This is a genomic window from Vibrio sp. A37 (assembly GCF_059777565.1).
Genome location: NZ_JBLNLI010000005.1, coordinates 94,576 through 112,724 on the forward strand (window position 1 = coordinate 94,576; position 18,149 = coordinate 112,724).

Genomic DNA, 18,149 nt, shown 5'->3' on the forward strand with positions numbered 1-18,149 from the left:
ATTTACAAAAAACTGTCAGTGAAGGTTTTGGCATTTATTTTTTCGAAGCAGATCTAACGGCATCGTTATTGATTAAAGCCAGTGTTACTTTTCATTAAGAATTTCGACGCAATTTCTCATACTCGATCTCGCTGTAACAACGCAATTCTTGGAAGATAATCGTTCTCATATCAACATTTAAAACTCTTATGAAAAAAATAGATTATTCAAGAACCATCTATGCCTTATGTGTAGACAAAGAAGCAGATTGCCAACACTTAACTCATATTGAACAAGCTTACAGAAAATCAATCCCTAAAATCGAAGTGGAAGATCTACTCACCGCCTCACCTAAGCATCCACACAAGATTTTACTTGTCGATTACCGCTATTATCAGGAATTAATGTCAAAACTTATGACCTTACCTATTGCTTCCAACCGATATGAAGTCATCGTATTTAACGTAGAAAAGCGGCTTGAAACCGAAGAGCTTATCGCGATGGGAAATTTAAAAGGTTTATATTATCGAGAAGACGAAAAAAGCGTTGTTGCAAGCGGTTGTAAGGATATCGTAAATGGAAGAAACTGCTTACCACACAACATCATGTGTCAATTACTGCACTACTATCGTCATATTGTTAGCCATCACCCGACTAGCATTAGCGTCGATTTAACCAGTCGAGAAGTTCAGATTTTACGTAGCCTGCAAACTGGGGCATCTAACTCAAAAATAGCTGAAGCGCATTTCATTAGTGAATTCACCGTCAAATCTCATCTATATCAAATTTTTAAAAAGCTGGCGGTTAAAAATAGAGTGCAGGCTATCGCATGGGCAAACCGAAATTTAGTCAGTCAATAATTTACTATTCTATCGTTAAAGAGTAGGTGCAATTCATATATGACGAAAGCAAATGAAACATGTTATTGTACGGCGAAAATTTAACTTAAATAGTGAAACCAGAGACTCATAATGATTAAAAAGTGCCTTTTCCCTGCGGCTGGCTATGGAACTCGATTCTTGCCAGCGACTAAGTCGATGCCAAAAGAAATGATGCCAGTTGTGAATAAACCTCTAATTGAATACGGTGTTGAAGAGGCGATTCAAGCAGGTATCGATGGAATGTGTATCGTCACTGGGCGAGGAAAACATTCCATCATGGATCACTTTGATATGAATTATGAGCTAGAGCATCAAATAAAAGGCACCAACAAGGAAGAATTGCTGGTCGATATTCGTAAGATTATCGATACGGCGAACTTCACTTATATTCGTCAACGCGAAATGAAGGGACTAGGCCACGCCATTCTTACTGGTCGTGAGCTTGTTGGTGACGAACCTTTCGCCGTCGTTCTAGCCGATGACTTATGTGTAAATAGAGACCAAGGTGTATTAGCTCAAATGGTCGCACTGTATAAGCAATTCCGCTGTTCAATTGTCGCTGTTCAAGAAGTACCAGAAGACGAAACTCATAAATACGGTATCGTTAAAGGTGAAATGATAAAAGACGGCCTATATCGTGTTGACGATATGGTTGAAAAGCCAGAGCAAGGCACAGCACCAAGCAACTTAGCTATCATTGGTCGATACATCCTGACTCCAGACATCTTTGATCTTATCGAGCAAACAGAACCTGGTAAAGGCGGCGAAATCCAGATTACCGACGCCTTATTGAAACAAGCTAAAGCTGGCTGTGTACTTGCCTACAAATTCAAAGGTAAGCGATTCGATTGTGGTAGTGTCGAAGGCTATATTGAGGCAACAAACTTCTGTTATGAGAATTTATATTTGCAAGATAAAATCACGACAGAGCTTGGCAAACAAGCCACTCAAAAAGAAAGCTAAAATCCCACACATTAATACTGTTTATTTATACAGTTAAAATAATTGGCACTCTCGTCACTCTATGTAATACTTGTCCAACTTGTTATTACATAGAGTGGAACAATGGACAAAATTGAAGTTAGAGGGGCTCGAACTCACAACCTCAAAAATATCAATCTAACCATTCCTAGAGATAAACTGATTGTTATTACTGGCCTTTCTGGCTCAGGTAAATCATCACTTGCTTTTGATACTCTTTACGCTGAAGGCCAAAGACGCTACGTCGAATCTTTGTCGGCTTATGCTCGCCAGTTTCTGTCTCTGATGGAAAAGCCTGATGTTGACCACATTGAAGGGCTCTCTCCTGCAATTTCGATTGAACAAAAGTCCACCTCTCACAACCCGAGATCGACCGTCGGCACGATAACTGAAATCTACGACTACCTACGTTTACTTTATGCTCGTGTTGGCGAGCCTCGTTGCCCAGATCATCACACTCCTCTCGCCGCTCAAACGATCAGCCAAATGGTAGATAGCGTTTTATCTTGCCCTGAAGGCTCTAAAATGATGCTACTTGCTCCAATCGTTAAAGAGCGTAAAGGCGAGCACGTAAAAACCTTAGAAAATTTATCCGCTCAAGGCTTTATACGAGCCAGGATCGACGGAGAAATTTGCGATCTATCGGATCCTCCCACTCTAGAATTACATAAAAAACATACTATCGAAGTGGTGGTCGATCGCTTTAAAGTTCGCCAAGATCTACAACAACGTTTAGCGGAATCATTTGAAACAGCGCTTGAGCTTTCTGGCGGGGTTGCTGTTGCTGCTCCTATGGATAGTGAAGGTGATGAAATAGTATTTTCCGCCAACTTTGCTTGCTCCCATTGTGGCTATAGCATGCAAGAGTTAGAACCGAGGTTGTTCTCTTTTAACAACCCAGCTGGTGCTTGTTCAACATGTGATGGTCTAGGTGTACAACAATATTTCGACCCTGACCGAGTCATTCAAGATGAAAATTTAAGTTTGTCAGCGGGAGCAATTCGAGGTTGGGACAAAAAGAACTACTATTATTTTCAAATGCTCACCTCATTGGCTGAACATTATGGATTTGATCTAGACGCTCCATTTAAGTCGCTACCTAAAAAAATTAAGCAAGTAATTTTGACTGGATCAGGTAGAACAGAAGTTGAATTCAAGTATGTTAATGATCGCGGTGACGTTAGGCTCAAACGGCATCCGTTTGAAGGCATTTTAAATACTTTAGAAAGGCGCTATCGCGATACTGAATCCAACGCTGTACGTGAAGATCTGATTAAATATATCTCGACTAAAACTTGTGCCAGCTGCAACGGCTCACGTTTACGACTTGAAGCTAGAAATGTATTTATTCAGGACACGCCTCTTCCCGATATCGTTGAACTTAGCATTGCCGAAGCACTGGAGTTTTTTCAGACTCTCCAACTTCAGGGGCAAAGAGCTCAAATTGCCGAAAAGGTAATGAAAGAAATCAACGATAGACTGCATTTTTTAGTCAACGTTGGACTCAATTATCTCAACTTATCTCGTAGCGCAGAAACCTTATCAGGCGGTGAGGCACAACGAATTCGCCTTGCGAGCCAAATCGGTGCGGGGCTAGTAGGCGTTATGTATGTACTTGATGAACCTTCCATCGGGTTACATCAACGTGACAACGAGAGGCTACTAAAAACACTCATTCACCTGAGAGACCTCGGTAATACGGTACTTGTCGTTGAGCATGATGAAGACGCTATCCGTTCAGCTGACTATGTAATCGATATTGGTCCCGGTGCTGGCGTGCATGGCGGAGAAGTCATTGCTCAAGGAAAAGTAGACGATATCATCGCCACACCAAATTCTTTAACTGGACAATACCTCGGTGGCAAAAAAGAAATCGCAATTCCAAAGCAAAGAACACCAATCGATAAGAAGAAAATGGTTTCTCTTGTTGGCGCATCAGGTAACAACCTAAAACATGTCACTTTATCTTTACCTGTCGGTCTGTTTACCTGTGTGACCGGTGTTTCTGGCTCCGGAAAATCAACGCTAATTAATGACACCTTCTACAAGATTGCCCATACCCAACTCAATGGAGCAACAACAGAAACGCCATCAGCCTATAAAGAAATCAAAGGCCTTGAACACTTCGACAAAGTCATCGACATAGACCAAAGCCCAATCGGCCGAACTCCGCGTTCTAACCCTGCTACCTACACAGGCATCTTCACTCCAATACGGGAGCTATTTGCGGGCACCCAAGAGTCTCGCTCACGCGGATACAAACCTGGCAGATTTAGCTTTAACGTCCGTGGTGGACGCTGCGAAGCATGCCAAGGTGATGGCGTTATCAAAGTAGAAATGCACTTTTTACCCGATGTCTATGTCGCCTGTGATGCGTGTAAAGGTAAACGATACAACCGTGAAACCTTAGAGGTGAAATACAAAGGTAAATCCATTGATGAAGTGCTACAAATGACGGTTGAAGATGCTCGAGAATTCTTTGACCCGGTACCAGTGATTGCGCGTAAACTGCAAACCTTAATGGACGTTGGCTTATCCTATATTCGCCTTGGACAAGCGGCAACAACATTATCGGGCGGTGAAGCACAAAGGGTAAAACTCGCAAAAGAATTATCTAAAAGAGATACAGGAAAAACTCTGTATATTCTTGACGAGCCAACGACTGGGCTGCATTTTCACGATATACAACAGCTGCTATCTGTATTGCATCGTCTTCGTGATCACGGTAATACCGTTGTGGTTATTGAACACAATTTAGACGTGATAAAAACCGCTGACTGGATTATCGATCTCGGACCGGAAGGTGGCCAAGGTGGAGGCGAGATCATTGCCCAAGGTACACCAGAAAATGTCATGAACGTTAAAGGCTCTCACACCGCAAGGTTTTTAAAACCAATGTTGACCTAGCCTTATCGCCAAGTAACGGTGTTCTAATGGGCTAAATTGAGTATACTTTATGAAAACCAGCTGCTTAGTGCTGGTTTTCTACGCTATCTATTAGGCTCACGGACGACAACTCTATGGCGATATTGCACACTGCTGGAACGAAACTAGAAATTGAAACCCCAGCGGTTCCGCTAAATCGACACTTTATATACTCGCTAGGGTTTGTATTTATCATAGCCATGCATTTCTTTACCCCGAACCCTGGCGGTTCCGGGTTAGCGCTCTCATTTAACCCAGCAACATGGATTGGCTTAAGTATCACATTGGCTATCGGGCTGTATCAACTTGCCACCAACCACACTTTTCGTTACTCACGCCTAACCATAGGGTTATTGGTAAGTTGTCTATTACTTACCATTCCAGAGTTTTATCCAAGCGCTAATATTGAAGAATCTATAACTCACTTAACTGGACTCTGGATAGGATTACTGTTCTTTTTCTTACTGCAACAGTTTCACTTTAGCAACAAACAAAAGCAGAGAATTTTATGGTTCATCGTGCTTGCTGTCACCATTGAGTCGTTGTTTGGATACTTTCAATATTTTTGTCTTCAACCAGACAATATCTTTGGCTACAACACGGTAATCAATAGACCTTATGGTATCTTCCAGCAACCTAACGTTATGGCCAGCTTCCTAGCGACTGGATTGGCGCTTTCCGGCTACCTGTTAGCTCGGCAACCGATAAAGTATCAAAGCCAAGTTAGCGCTGTAGTACTGCTTTATATGATTCCTGCTCTCACGTTACCTTTACTCATCGTATTGGCCTCTCGTACTGGATGGTTTGGAGCGGCGATATCTATATTTATGTTGCTACCTTACCTTTACTATCATTCGACAATTAAAAGATTCGCTGGCTGGGGCACATCTATTATCGTTGGGGTGTTACTAGGATTCATTATCGCGTTTACCTTCGATGGTGGCGCCTCAGAAAAAACAATTGCAGAAAAAGCCAAGCTTGATAACCCAAGATCTTACATCTATGGTCAAACGATCGATATGTTTATTGAAAAGCCATTTACTGGCTATGGCTATGGAAAGTTTGAGCCCTCTTATCTGCTCTATACCGCTCGACAACATCAATTAAATCCGGCATACAAACCTGGCATGCCAGCATTAAATCACCCACATAATGAGATGCTTTATTGGGCTGTTGAAGGAGGATTGGTACCAGTATTGGGCATTCTTCTAGCCGCTGGTTTAGTGCTGCTTCGAATTCATCGTGGGAAGAAAGGTACTCGATTAGCGACCTTCGCTTTGTTTGTGCCAATCGTCCTGCATTCACAACTCGAGTACCCGTTTTATCACTCTGCCGTTCACTGGATTATCTTTATTATTTTACTTTATTGGGTAGACCAGCGTTCGGCGCTATACAAAACTCGACCTTTTAGTGAGATAACCAAAGCTCTACTACGAATTGCCAGCTTAATGCTACCGATTATTGTCGGCGTTTATATGATCAGTGCATTACAGACCAACTATGTACTCACCAAGTTTGAGAAATCCAATCCACCTAACCCTGATATATTAAACCGGGCTAGCAATCCCATAGTGTGGAAAGACAGATTAGACTGGGATATCTACAGCACTTATTTGAAGATTGGTTTGGTCAAGAAAGAAGCCAAATATATTCAGCCATACATCGAATGGTCGCAAAGAGTCATACAAAGAAAACCTCGTCCTGCGTTTTATACTAATTTGATTATCGCTTACCAAGGAATAGGAGAAGATAGAAAGGCTGAAGAGATACGAACCGAAGCGAAGTACTTATTCCCTAACGATGACTTTACTGATGTGAAATATCTTCCGCCTTCAGCTGGAGTAAAAAGCGACAGAAAGTTTGATGAGCCCGAAAAATAGGGCTCATCGATATGAAGAGTTAGTTGGTTAACGTTTCTTCCAGTGCTCGTAAACAAAGAGAAACGTTTTCTTGACGAGCACCATAGCCCATCAAACCAATACGCCATGCTTTGCCAGCCAAATTACCCAACCCCGCACCTACTTCAAGGTTGTAGGTATTGAGTAAATGTGAGCGAACTTTCGCATCGTCTATTCCTTCAGGGAAATAGACGGCATTAAGTTGTGGCAGGCGGCTATTTTCTTCAACCACAAACGTAAAGCCAAGTTTTTCTAGCCCTAGCTTAAGTTTTTCATGCATGTTTTTATGACGTTGCCATGCATTTTCAATGCCTTCGTTTTGCAGCATGACCAAAGATTCATGCAGAGCATACAAGCTGTTTACTGGCGCTGTGTGATGATAGCTACGTTTGCCTTCACCACTCCAATAACCGAGTACTAGGCTTTGATCTAAGAACCAACTCTGAATTGGTGATTGACGAGATTGTATTTTCTCAATCGCTTTTGGCGAGAAAGTCACTGGTGATAACCCCGGAACACAGGATAAACATTTTTGGCTTCCGGAATACACCGCATCAAGTTGCCAATCATCGACTCTTAGCTCAACGCCACCAAGAGAGGTGACGGTATCAACAATAGTGAGCACGCCATATCGCTTAGCGAGCTCACCTAATGCTTTGACATCAGATAGCGCTCCGGTGGAGGTTTCAGCATGAACAAACGCTAAGATTTTGCAGTCTGGATTATCTTTCAATGCTTGCTCTACTTTATCAACAGAAACTGGCGCTCCCCACTCATCCTCGACGATCACTGCTTCACCGCCAGTACGAACTACGTTTTCACGCATTCTCTCACCAAAAACACCATTGCGACAGACAATAACCTTATCTCCAGGTTCAACCAAGTTAACAAAGCACGCTTCCATGCCTGCACTCCCCGGAGCTGAGACTGCGATGGTAAATTCATTTTTAGTTTGGAATGCATATTTTAGAAGCTGTTTGAGCTCATCCATCATAGAAATAAAAAGTGGATCGAGGTGGCCTACCGTAGGTCGGCTTAACGCCTGCAAAACTTGAGGTGATATATCTGACGGACCTGGCCCCATTAGAATGCGTCGCGGTGGAATAAAACTTTGAATCGTCATGTTATCTTCCTATATTCAATGATGCGAATAATTACATTAGAGTACTTTTTACACACAAACAACTACAAAGGACTCGTTTTTAAGGGAGTGTTAACCTGCGCCGCGATTAAAAAACTTAGAATTCGAACAAAATGCAACCTCAAAAGGTCAACACTCCATAGAAATTATTGATTGACAATTTTAAGATAAACACGTTCAATACTTAGGCTTAATGCAGGAGAGGAGCACTGCCCAGGCAGGTATTCTGTGGAGCCATAACTCCAAAACAGAATACTGATGGGGAGCAGTGCCGAGATGGTTTCAACGTATGGGTTGAGATTGTCGGTTAACGGGGCTGAATCCCCTTAACTGTCACTGGTCTCACCAGTGAAGAGCTTCTGAAGGTATCTATTATAATATACAAGCCTTTCTCTATAGCTCAGTTGGTCTCTTCAACATTAAACATCACCTAGATTTTTGTCATCTATAGTTTAATTGATATTTTTTTGGAGAAATACAGTGGGCAATTTCAACGTCGCTAAATTTGGTGGAACCAGCGTCGCAAACTTTGAAGCCATGAGCCGTTGCGCTTCAATCATAGAAAACAATCCTCAAACTAAACTTGTTGTCAGCAGTGCTTGCTCTGGCGTCACCAATATTTTGGTTGAGTTAGCCAATGGCGTTCAAGATGCAGAGAAACGAGAAAGCTTACTAAAGCAATTGGCTAACATTCATCATATCGTTCTAGATCAGCTAGCCGATCCTGTTGAAACTGAGAAAAGTATTCAAGTCATATTAGAATCCGTGACTAGCGCAGCAGAAGCGGCATCTTATCAATCAAGTAAAAAGCTCACCGATCATCTGGTCTCCACGGGCGAATTGATGTCGACATTGCTGCTCACTCAAATATTTAAAGAAAGAGGCAATGATGCTGTTCGATTCGATATTCGAGAAGTCATGAGAACGGATGACAACTTTGGCAAAGCCGAAGCACACTTAGAAGAAATTTTTTCTCTTGCACAAGAGAAATTATTGCCGCTGTGCCACAATCACATAGTCATTACTCAAGGTTTTATTGGTAGTGATTCAGAAGGTAATACCACGACATTTGGCCGTGGTGGCAGTGATTACAGTGCAGCCCTAATTGCAGAAGCAGTTCAAGCTGCAGGACTGGAGATCTGGACCGATGTACCCGGCATTTACACCACCGATCCACGTATCGCTCCAAAGGCTACGCCAATCCCAGAAATTAGCTTTAGTGAAGCGTCAGAGATGGCTAACTTCGGTGCTAAGATCTTGCACCCATCGACATTAGTACCAGCACTTCGCCACGATATACCAGTCTTTGTTGGTTCATCCAAACAGCCAGAAAAAGGCGGTACTTGGATTCGTCACCAAGTGCAGAGCAAACCTTTATTTCGTGCCCTTGCTTTAAGACGCAACCAAACCATGGTCACTCTGCGCAGTGCCAACATGTTCCACGCCTATGGATTTTTAGCCAAGGTGTTTGAAATCTTGGCGAAGCATAAAATCTCTGTCGATCTCATCACCACTTCAGAAATTAGTGTGTCATTGACTTTGGATCAAACCGATACGTCAGGAGGTGCACCAGAGCTGCCAGCAGAAGCTCGAAGTGAACTAGAAGAGCTATGTAAAGTAGAAGTGGAACACGGATTGTGTGTCGTCGCGCTTATTGGCAACAATATTAGCACGCAGAAAGGCTACGCCTCACAGGTGTTTAATGCTGTAGATAACTTCAATTTGAAGATGATTTGTTACGGAGCAAGTCCTCATAACCTGTGCTTCCTCGTACACGAATCAGAATCTACCGATGCAATTGAAAAGCTTCATTTAGAGTTGTTTGAGTAGTAGCTGAAAACTCGACAACCCAGTCACTTTAAGAGCCACAAACTGTGGCTCTTATATTAATCATCTCCTGATACATTCCTTAGATGAATGGGAAGTATTGAATAAAGTGCTGGCATTAAAATTTATTTTTCTTTTTAATTCAAAATACTAAAATTCATTTATTAATTTTAGTAATTCCTACTGCTTGACAGTCAAAAAGCACACTGTTAGTTTGAAATAAGTTACTTTTTACAGTCAATAATTTCACAGGCTTGCACATTTACCATGATGAACATCTCGATTAACACAATTAAGAAAATTATTATCGAGATTATTATTATCAGGCGGTGCGGGCTTGAGTGAGTTGTATACCTCAAACTAAGCCTCGCACCTTCGGGTCCGAGGCTTTTTTTATACCTAAATTTGGACGTTAAATAATGAACGTAAAAGCCTTATCAAAAGACCAGTGCCAACAAAGCTCGAATAACTATCGAGTTGCTTGGCTAGCTATCGCGCTTTGCTCGTGCTTCCTATTTTACAAGTATGTACTTCAGGTTTCCCCTTCAGTCATGACCGGAGACCTAATGAAAGCATTTAATGTAAATGGAGCGGGACTTGGTAATTTAGCTGCAACTTTCTTTTATAGCTATCTGGTGATTCAGATCATCTCCGGTCCTTCCTTAGACCGCTTTGGTGCCCGCTTTATCGGCGCCATCGCTTTGTTTGTTAGCGCGGCTGGCGCTTGGATTTTCGCTCATGCTACTCAGCTTGCTTGGGCTGAAACAGGTAGAGCAATGATGGGAGCAGGTGTCGCTTTTGCCACTGTGACTTACTTGAAAGTAGCGTCAACTTGGTTCAGTGCTAAACGATTTGCGTTTCTAAGTGGATTAGTCCCAACTGCGGTGATGGTGGGTGCGGTATTTGGTCAAGTACCTCTAGCACATGTGGTTTCAGATGAAGGCTGGCGACGCTCCCTTGAGCTGGTTGCCGTGCTTGGTGTGATTCTATCCGTCGCTTTTCTTTTGTTCGTACGCGATAAGAAAACTGAACAGGGTGACGTCCCCATGTCTGAGAAAGTGCACTGGAAAGACAGCTTACAAGTACTTAAAAAACCTGCCAACTGGATGCTGACTCTATACAGTGGCTTAGCATTCGCACCTTTGGCAGTTTTTGCTGGTCTATGGGGAAATCCATTTTTAACCACCACTTATCACATCACGACTTCGCAAGCGGCATCACTCACCTCTCTTGTTTTCATTGGCTTAGGCGTTGGCGGGCCTGTATTTGGATTGCTTTCTGATTACACTGGCAAGCGTACTTCTTGGATGTTTATTGGCGGTATCATCACCCTAGTAAGCGTAATGGCGATACTTTACTCTAACCAGTTGAATCACATAGAGCTGAGCGTTTTGATGTTCTTGTTTGGCTTTGGAACAGGCGCGTTTATGATTGGCTTTGCCATGGCGAAAGATCTCAACTCTTTGCTACTTGCGGGAACTATTGTCGCGATGGTAAATACTGGTGATGCCATTCTTGGCGCTATCACTGAGCCACTAGTCGGCTATGCGTTAGATTTAGGTTGGCATGGAAAAAAAGTAGCGGGAACACCAGTATTCTCTACTCACGATTATGTCCACTCGTTTAGCTTGCTGCCAATCTACTTGGTACTTTCTCTTATCTTTCTTGCTCTAGCAGCAAAAATGATGAAAAAGAGCTAGCCGATAAGAATAAGGCCAGCGTTTGCTGGCCTTATCAGTAAAACATTTAGTCCAAGTTCGGTGCCAACCATTTCTCAGCAGTCTCAATATCCCAGCCTTTTCTGTCAGCGTAGCTTTCAAGCTGATCTCGCTGAATCTGTGCAACAGCAAAGTAACGCGATTCAGGATGAGAGAAATACCAACCCGACACCGAAGCACCGGGCCACATTGCGTAACTTGAAGTTAGCGACATACCGATGGTTTGTTCTACGTCGAGAAGCTGCCATAGCGCTTCTTTTTCAGTATGCTCAGGACAAGCTGGATAACCCGGAGCTGGGCGAATACCTTGATAACGTTCTCGGATCAACTCTTCATTTGAGAGGTTTTCTTCTGTTGCGTAACCCCAAATTTCTTTACGCACTCGCTCGTGAAGATATTCCGCAAAAGCCTCAGCCAAACGGTCAGCGACCGCTTGAATCATAATCGCATTATAGTCATCACCTTGGGCTTTATATTCGTCGGCAAGCTCTCGTTCACCAATACCGCCCGTGACAGCAAAAGCACCAATCCAGTCGTGTTTACCAGATTCTTTCGGCGCCACATAATCCGATAGGCAGTAGTTGTAACCTTTCGGCTTTTCAGTTTGCTGACGCAAATTATGCAGCACCTTTAATACTTCCGTACGTGACTCATCCGTGTACACTTCGATATCATCACCAATACTTGCGGCTGGGAATAGTGCGCACATGCCACTCGCCTTAAGAAGCTTCTCTTTTTCCACTTTATCGAGCAGATCATTGGCATCCTTAAACAAACGCTGCGCTTCTTCACCAACTTCTTCGTGATCTAAAATCGCTGGGTACTTACCCATTAACGACCAAGTCATGAAAAATGGTGTCCAATCGATGTATTTTCTCAGCTCTGAAACCTCAAAGTCTTCGAAAACATGCACACCTGATTTAGCTGGTTTTGGCGGAGTGTAATCACTCCAATCTATAGCAACACTATTTTCTCGTGCTTTTTCTAGAGTAACAGGCTTGGTTCTTGGCGTTTTTCGATTGTGCTGATCTCTTACTCTTTCGTAATCAAGATTGAGCTTGTCGATAAATGCAGGACGCAGCTCATCAGACAATAATGAAGTACAAACACCGACCGCACGTGAAGCATTGTTTACGTAGACGACTGGCTGATTATAATTCTGTTCAATTTTGACCGCTGTGTGCGCTTTTGAAGTCGTTGCACCACCGATAAGCAGCGGCAGATCAAACCCTTGCCGCTCCATTTCTTTAGCGACATGCACCATTTCATCTAGTGATGGTGTAATCAAACCAGACAAGCCGATAATATCGACATTTTCTTCTTTGGCGACTTTCAAGATCTTTTCACAAGGCACCATCACGCCGAGGTCAATAATTTCGTAGTTATTACATTGCAGCACCACGCCAACAATGTTTTTGCCGATATCATGCACATCGCCTTTTACCGTTGCTAACAATATCTTACCGTTTGATTGGCCTGCTTGTTTTTCAGCGTTAATAAAAGGCTCTAAATGCGCCACCGCTTGCTTCATAACTCGAGCCGATTTGACCACCTGAGGCAAAAACATTTTGCCCTCACCAAACAAGTCACCAACGACATTCATGCCATCCATTAATGGCCCTTCGATCACTTCTAAAGGCTTATTAGCATTGATTCTCGCTTCCTCGGTATCTTCAACGATAAACTCGGTAATACCTTTCACCAGCGCATGCTCTAAGCGCTTTTCGACAGGCCAAGTTCGCCATTCGAGGGCAGACGCATCGTCTTCTTTGTTTGCCCCTTTGCCAGCGTATTCTCCAGCAATATCTAGCAATCTTTCCGTCGCATCATCACGACGGTTAAGCACTACATCTTCAACGGCTTCACGCAACTTTTCTGGCACATTGTCATAAATTTCAAGCTGACCTGCGTTAACAATGCCCATATCCATGCCGTTTTTAAAACAGTGATAAAGGAATACCGCGTGAATCGCTTCACGCACATAGTTGTTGCCACGGAATGAGAACGACACATTGGATACGCCACCGGAAATCATCGCATGTGGTAAGTCTCGTTTGATATCCGCCACAGCATGAATGAAGTCTACAGCGTAGTTGTTGTGCTCTTCGATACCTGTTGCCACAGCAAAAATATTCGGATCGAAAATAATATCTTCTGGAGGGAAGCCGACTTCATCCACCAAGATACGATAGGCATTTGTACAAATCTCAAGCTTGCGCTCTCGAGTTTCAGCTTGGCCGATTTCATCAAAGGCCATGACAATCACTGCTGCACCATAACGACGTATCAACTTGGCATGCTCGACAAATATCTCTTTACCTTCTTTCATCGATATCGAGTTAACGATGCCCTTGCCTTGAATGCATTTTAGGCCAGCTTCGATCACTTCCCATTTAGACGAGTCGACCATGATTGGCACTTTGGAGATTTCAGGCTCAGAGGCACAGAGTTTGAGGAATTTTTCCATGCACGCTTCGGCATCGAGCATCCCTTCATCCATGTTGATATCGATGATTTGCGCGCCATTTTCGACTTGCTGTCTCGCCACTTCAAGCGCTTCATCATAAAGCTCTTCTTTGATCAGCCTTTTAAATCGAGCAGAGCCTGTTACGTTGGTTCGTTCACCAACGTTTACAAATAATGTCTCTTTTTCGATAGTCAGAGGTTCAAGGCCCGAAAGTCGGCAAGCAACAGGAATATCTGGCAGGCTACGCGGCGTAATAGCTTCTACCGCTTCAGCCATTTTTCGGATGTGCTCTGGCGTAGTACCGCAACAACCGCCAATCATGTTTAAAAAGCCGCTTTCTGCCCACTCTTTAACATGCGTTGCCATGTCTTCTGGCGAAAGGTCATATTCACCAAATGCATTTGGTAAACCCGCATTGGGGTGCGCGGAAACATACGTTTCTGAAATTCGTGACAGCTCTTCGACATAAGGGCGAAGTTCATCGGGACCTAAAGCGCAGTTCAAACCAAAGGAAATAGGGTTAACATGACGAAGCGCGTTATAAAACGCTTCCGTTGTTTGTCCAGAAAGAGTACGCCCTGATGCATCGGTAATAGTGCCTGAAATCATCACTGGCAATGTAATACCTAGTTCTTCAAATACGGTGTCAACCGCAAAAGCACAGGCTTTAGCATTCAGCGTATCAAATATGGTTTCAATTAATATCAGATCAGCGCCGCCTCTAATCAGTGCACGGGTCGATTCTGAATAAGCTTCGACAAGATCATCAAAGCTCACGTTACGGAAACCCGGATCATTCACGTCTGGAGAGATGGAACATGTGCGGTTGGTTGGCCCTAAAACACCCGCGACATAACGAGGTTTGTTTGGCGTTTTCTTTGTCCACTCATCGGCAACCTCTCTGGCAAGTTTCGCTGCGGCAAAGTTGATCTCTTCACTTAGGCTTTCCATGTCATAGTCGGCCATCGCAATTGTGGTTGCGTTGAAGGTGTTGGTTTCGAGAATATCAGCGCCTGCTTCTAGATACTCGGAATGAATGTCTTTAATAATTTGAGGCTGAGTTAGAACCAGTAGATCGTTGTTGCCTTTTAGATCGCAATGCCAATCAGCAAATCTTTCGCCACGATAGCCTTCCTCATCCAGCTTATAGCCTTGAATCATGGTGCCCATACCACCATCGATCAGTAAAATCTTCTGTTTGAGTTGAGCTTCTATCTGCTGTCTTACTTCACTTTGTTGCTTAGCGCTGGTTCCCACAATACCGCCTCACTTGTCAAATCTTTGCTCCATCCTACCACACAATCAATAGGAGTCTAGACGTCTAAAAAGTAATATTGCCAATCCATAAGCTATAACACTGCTTGATAGACGAAAAAGATGATATTTGAATCAATTCAAATACTGAGCAGGTGGTCAGTAAAAGTATTTGCTATTTTATTAACATACCTTGAGAATCCGATTCACATTTCGTCTTACAGAGTTTAGGGATATGTCTGTATATTATACGCTTTGTTTTTTATCTGCCGCAGCCATGTTAATTGCCTTTATAAACAGTAAAATAGGCAAGATGCAAACCACAATTGCCATCACAGCTGGCTCGATGACTTTGTCACTTTTAATTCTGATTGCTGGGCAAAATGACTGGTTTCATTTAACCACTATTGCAACAGATGTTGTCTCTCGTATTAACTTTGAAGACTTTTTGTTAAAAGGCATTCTAGGCTTTTTACTGTTTGCTGGTGGATTGGGAATCAAATTACCCCATCTAAAAGATCAAAAGTGGGAGATTACCGTATTAGCACTTGGCGCAACGTTGTTCTCCACCTTCTTTGTTGGCTTCGTTCTATATGGTCTATGCCAAGTTCTGGGCATTCAATTCGACTTAATCTACTGCTTGCTGTTTGGCGCGCTGATTTCGCCAACTGACCCGATTGCCGTGCTCGCAATCGTTAAAAAACTCAAAGCGCCAGAAAGGATCTCTACTCAAATTGAAGGCGAATCTTTATTTAATGACGGCTTCGGCTTAGTCATATTCGTTACTCTGTTTACTGTTGCATTTGGTACCGAATCGCCAACAGTGGGCAGCGTCACCAGCTTATTCTTGCAAGAAGCAATTGGTGGTATTGCGTATGGGTTTGTATTAGGCTTGATTTTCCATTACCTAATTTCTTCAACCGATGATCACTCGATGGAACTACTTTTCACCATTGGTGTTCCAACCGCAGGCTATGCCTTTGCAGAAGTACTACACGTGTCTGGTCCACTGGCGATGGTTGTTTCTGGAATTATGATCGGTAACTGGACACGATACATTGGCTTTTCCAAAGAAAGTGATGAGCATCTTGATCATTTCTGGGAACTGGTAGACGAGTTTCTTAACGGCGTGCTGTTCTTACTTATTGGTATGTCGATGTTGCTGTTTGAATTCCACAAAGAAGACTGGATTTTGATGGCGATTTCAGTGCCATTAGTTCTTTCAGCTCGCTACCTCAGCGTCTTTTTCTCCTACATCGGTTTCAAACGCTTTCGAACATATAACTCATGGTCAATCAACATTCTAACTTGGGGTGGTTTACGTGGAGGGTTGGCCCTAGCCATGGCACTTTCTATTCCATCGGGCATTTGGGTCATTGAAGAAAAGGCCATCGACGTAAAAGAAATAATACTGGTCATGACCTATTCCGTGGTGGTTTTTTCAATCTTAATCCAAGGCTCAACCATCACACCTATGATCAATAAAGCCAATAAAGAAGAAAAAGAAAGCTCTAAAGATTAATACCAGTCTAGAAAAGTCATCGTTTTGATAAGTGAAATGAGCTGGAACAAACATACATGGGCATGGATGCCCATGTTTAAGCGCATAGGATGTCTTGAGCGGTTTGTGGAGCCTTATTCACTTAGATACTAAAACGGTATAATTAGACGCTATTAAAAAGGCCAATCAACTCAATACTGATCGGCCTTTCTTGTTCTGTTGAGTGATCTTATTCGCCAGCGACTTTCATCGACTCCAGCAAAATAGACCCTGTTTGAATTTGTGAACGTGTCTCAACGTCTGTGCCAACTGCGATTATCTGCTGGAACATATCCTTTAGATTACTCGCAATCGTGATGCCCGATACTGGATATTGGATTTCACCATTTTCTACCCAAAAACCGGCTGCGCCGCGTGAATAGTCACCTGTCACGATATTCACACCCTGCCCCATCACTTCAGTGACCAACAAGCCGGTACCTAACTCTTTAACTAACTGGTTAAAGTTTTGTCCGGTCGATTTAACAAACCAGTTGTGGATGCCACCAGCATGACCAGTTGGGGTCATATTGAGCTTACGAGCCGCATAGCTGGTTAAGAGATAAGTCGATAAAACGCCATCGGTAATGATGTCGAGATCTTTGGTAATCACACCTTCATTATCAAATGGTGTTGAAGCTAAACCTCTTGGCAAGTGTGGCCTTTCATCAATATAGAACCAATCAGGCAGTACTTTTTTACCAAGGCTATCAAGCAGGAATGAGGATTTGCGATATAGATTACCGCCACTGATTGCCATCATTAAGTGGCCGATTAGTCCTGTAGCGACATCTGCTGCAAACATTATTGGGTATTGACCTGTAGCGAGTTTTCTCGCATCTAGGCGTTTAACTGTTTTCTCAGCAGCTTTTAGACCAACCGTTTCAGGAGACCACAAATCATCACGATGTCTTGCTACCGTATAGCTGTAATCGCGTTCCATTTCTCCGTTTTCGCCTTGGCCAATCACACAGCAACTGGTACTGTGACGACTCGAAGCATAACTCGCAAGTAACCCATGACTGTTGCCATAAACCTTGACGCCATAATGGCTGTCGTAGGTTGCCCCATCACTTTGTTTAATTTTATCGCTGTATGACAGTGCTTTTTCTTCCGCAGCAATAGCAACTTGTGCAGCAGAATCTGGATCTGGTGTATCTGGGTGGAATAGATCAAGATCCAAAACTTCTTTGACCATCAACTCTTTCGGCGCAGGGCCTGAGCAAGGATCTTCACAGGTGTATTGAGCAATATCGATTGCCGCTGCCACAGTTTGCTTAATGGCTTCTTCACTAAGATCGGAAGTCGAGGCACTGCCCTTTTTTTGGTCGCGATAAACAGTGATACCTAGCGCACCATCACTATTAAATTCAACGTTTTCAACTTCACACATTCGGGTTGAAACACTTAACCCTGTCGATTTAGTGATGGCAACTTCAGCACCATCACAACTAGCTGAGGCCATATCTAACGCTTTGGCGACGGCGGCTTCTAACTCAACTCGTTGCTGAGCGACTTGCTGTTTTACATCCATTTCG

The 18,149-nt window shown here is 43.1% G+C and carries 10 protein-coding genes and 1 riboswitch; of the genes, 7 read left to right on the forward strand and 3 right to left on the reverse strand.

From position 1 onward, the window contains the following. The first annotated feature begins 188 nt into the window (after positions 1-188). The 4 genes from ACM2FC_RS10520 to ACM2FC_RS10535 all read left to right on the forward strand — a co-directional run bounded on the left by ACM2FC_RS10520 (position 189) and on the right by ACM2FC_RS10535 (position 6,646). Entirely contained in the window at positions 189-839 is a 651-nt protein-coding gene (locus ACM2FC_RS10520) for a LuxR C-terminal-related transcriptional regulator (protein WP_498480870.1), read from the forward strand. 111 nt (positions 840-950) lie between these two features. Beyond that, positions 951-1,823, forward strand: a complete 873-nt coding sequence (gene galU, locus ACM2FC_RS10525; RefSeq protein ID WP_498480871.1) for a UTP--glucose-1-phosphate uridylyltransferase GalU — start codon at positions 951-953, stop codon at positions 1,821-1,823. Between the two features lie 102 nt (positions 1,824-1,925). Continuing rightward, positions 1,926-4,748 carry an excinuclease ABC subunit UvrA gene (uvrA, locus tag ACM2FC_RS10530; RefSeq protein WP_498480872.1) on the forward strand — a complete coding sequence of 941 codons (2,823 nt, stop codon included), beginning with the start codon at positions 1,926-1,928 and terminating at the stop codon, positions 4,746-4,748. 113 nt (positions 4,749-4,861) lie between these two features. Continuing rightward, positions 4,862-6,646: a PglL family O-oligosaccharyltransferase gene (locus ACM2FC_RS10535; RefSeq protein WP_498480873.1), complete on the forward strand. Its 1,785-nt coding sequence runs from the start codon at positions 4,862-4,864 to the stop codon at positions 6,644-6,646. Positions 6,647-6,665: 19 nt separating this feature from the next. On the opposite strand, the gene ACM2FC_RS10540 is transcribed toward ACM2FC_RS10535, so the two are convergent. Beyond that, on the reverse strand, positions 6,666-7,787 hold the full coding sequence (locus ACM2FC_RS10540; RefSeq protein WP_498480874.1) for a pyridoxal-phosphate-dependent aminotransferase family protein: 1,122 nt from the start codon (positions 7,785-7,787) through the stop codon (positions 6,666-6,668). A 209-nt stretch (positions 7,788-7,996) separates the two neighbouring features. After that, positions 7,997-8,172: riboswitch (Lysine riboswitch) on the forward strand. 113 nt (positions 8,173-8,285) lie between these two features. On the opposite strand from ACM2FC_RS10540, the gene lysC reads away from it, so the two are divergent. Together lysC and ACM2FC_RS10550 are read left to right on the forward strand one after the other, a co-directional pair. Next, positions 8,286-9,635 carry a lysine-sensitive aspartokinase 3 gene (lysC, locus tag ACM2FC_RS10545; RefSeq protein ID WP_498480875.1) on the forward strand — a complete coding sequence of 450 codons (1,350 nt, stop codon included), beginning with the start codon at positions 8,286-8,288 and terminating at the stop codon, positions 9,633-9,635. 416 nt (positions 9,636-10,051) lie between these two features. Next, complete coding sequence (locus ACM2FC_RS10550) at positions 10,052-11,332, forward strand: MFS transporter (protein ID WP_498480876.1); 1,281 nt, start codon at positions 10,052-10,054, stop codon at positions 11,330-11,332. A gap of 46 nt (positions 11,333-11,378) precedes the next feature. On the opposite strand, the gene metH is transcribed toward ACM2FC_RS10550, so the two are convergent. Next, complete coding sequence (gene metH / locus ACM2FC_RS10555) at positions 11,379-15,074, reverse strand: methionine synthase (RefSeq protein WP_498480877.1); 3,696 nt, start codon at positions 15,072-15,074, stop codon at positions 11,379-11,381. A 232-nt stretch (positions 15,075-15,306) separates the two neighbouring features. On the opposite strand from metH, the gene ACM2FC_RS10560 reads away from it, so the two are divergent. Then, a complete protein-coding gene (locus tag ACM2FC_RS10560; protein WP_498480878.1) occupies positions 15,307-16,593 on the forward strand; it encodes a cation:proton antiporter in 1,287 nt (428 codons plus the stop codon). 208 nt (positions 16,594-16,801) lie between these two features. Here the strand turns inward: ACM2FC_RS10560 and pmbA are convergent, their stop codons facing one another. Then, positions 16,802-18,145 (reverse strand): metalloprotease PmbA, encoded by a 1,344-nt coding sequence (gene pmbA / locus ACM2FC_RS10565; RefSeq protein ID WP_498480879.1) that lies wholly within the window; start codon positions 18,143-18,145, stop codon positions 16,802-16,804. Between the last annotated feature and the right edge of the window lie 4 nt (positions 18,146-18,149).

Excerpts from the sequence above, each read along its gene's own strand:
- uvrA (WP_498480872.1), top strand. The coding sequence starts at position 1,926 with ATGGACAAAATTGAAGTTAGAGGGGCTCGAACTCACAACCTCAAAAAT.
- ACM2FC_RS10550 (WP_498480876.1), top strand. The coding sequence starts at position 10,052 with ATGAACGTAAAAGCCTTATCAAAAGACCAGTGCCAACAAAGCTCGAAT.
- ACM2FC_RS10560 (WP_498480878.1), top strand. The coding sequence starts at position 15,307 with ATGTCTGTATATTATACGCTTTGTTTTTTATCTGCCGCAGCCATGTTA.
- ACM2FC_RS10540 (WP_498480874.1), bottom strand. The coding sequence starts at position 7,787 with ATGACGATTCAAAGTTTTATTCCACCGCGACGCATTCTAATGGGGCCA.
- ACM2FC_RS10520 (WP_498480870.1), top strand. The coding sequence starts at position 189 with ATGAAAAAAATAGATTATTCAAGAACCATCTATGCCTTATGTGTAGAC.
- ACM2FC_RS10535 (WP_498480873.1), top strand. The coding sequence starts at position 4,862 with ATGGCGATATTGCACACTGCTGGAACGAAACTAGAAATTGAAACCCCA.
- pmbA (WP_498480879.1), bottom strand. The coding sequence starts at position 18,145 with ATGGATGTAAAACAGCAAGTCGCTCAGCAACGAGTTGAGTTAGAAGCC.
- galU (WP_498480871.1), top strand. The coding sequence starts at position 951 with ATGATTAAAAAGTGCCTTTTCCCTGCGGCTGGCTATGGAACTCGATTC.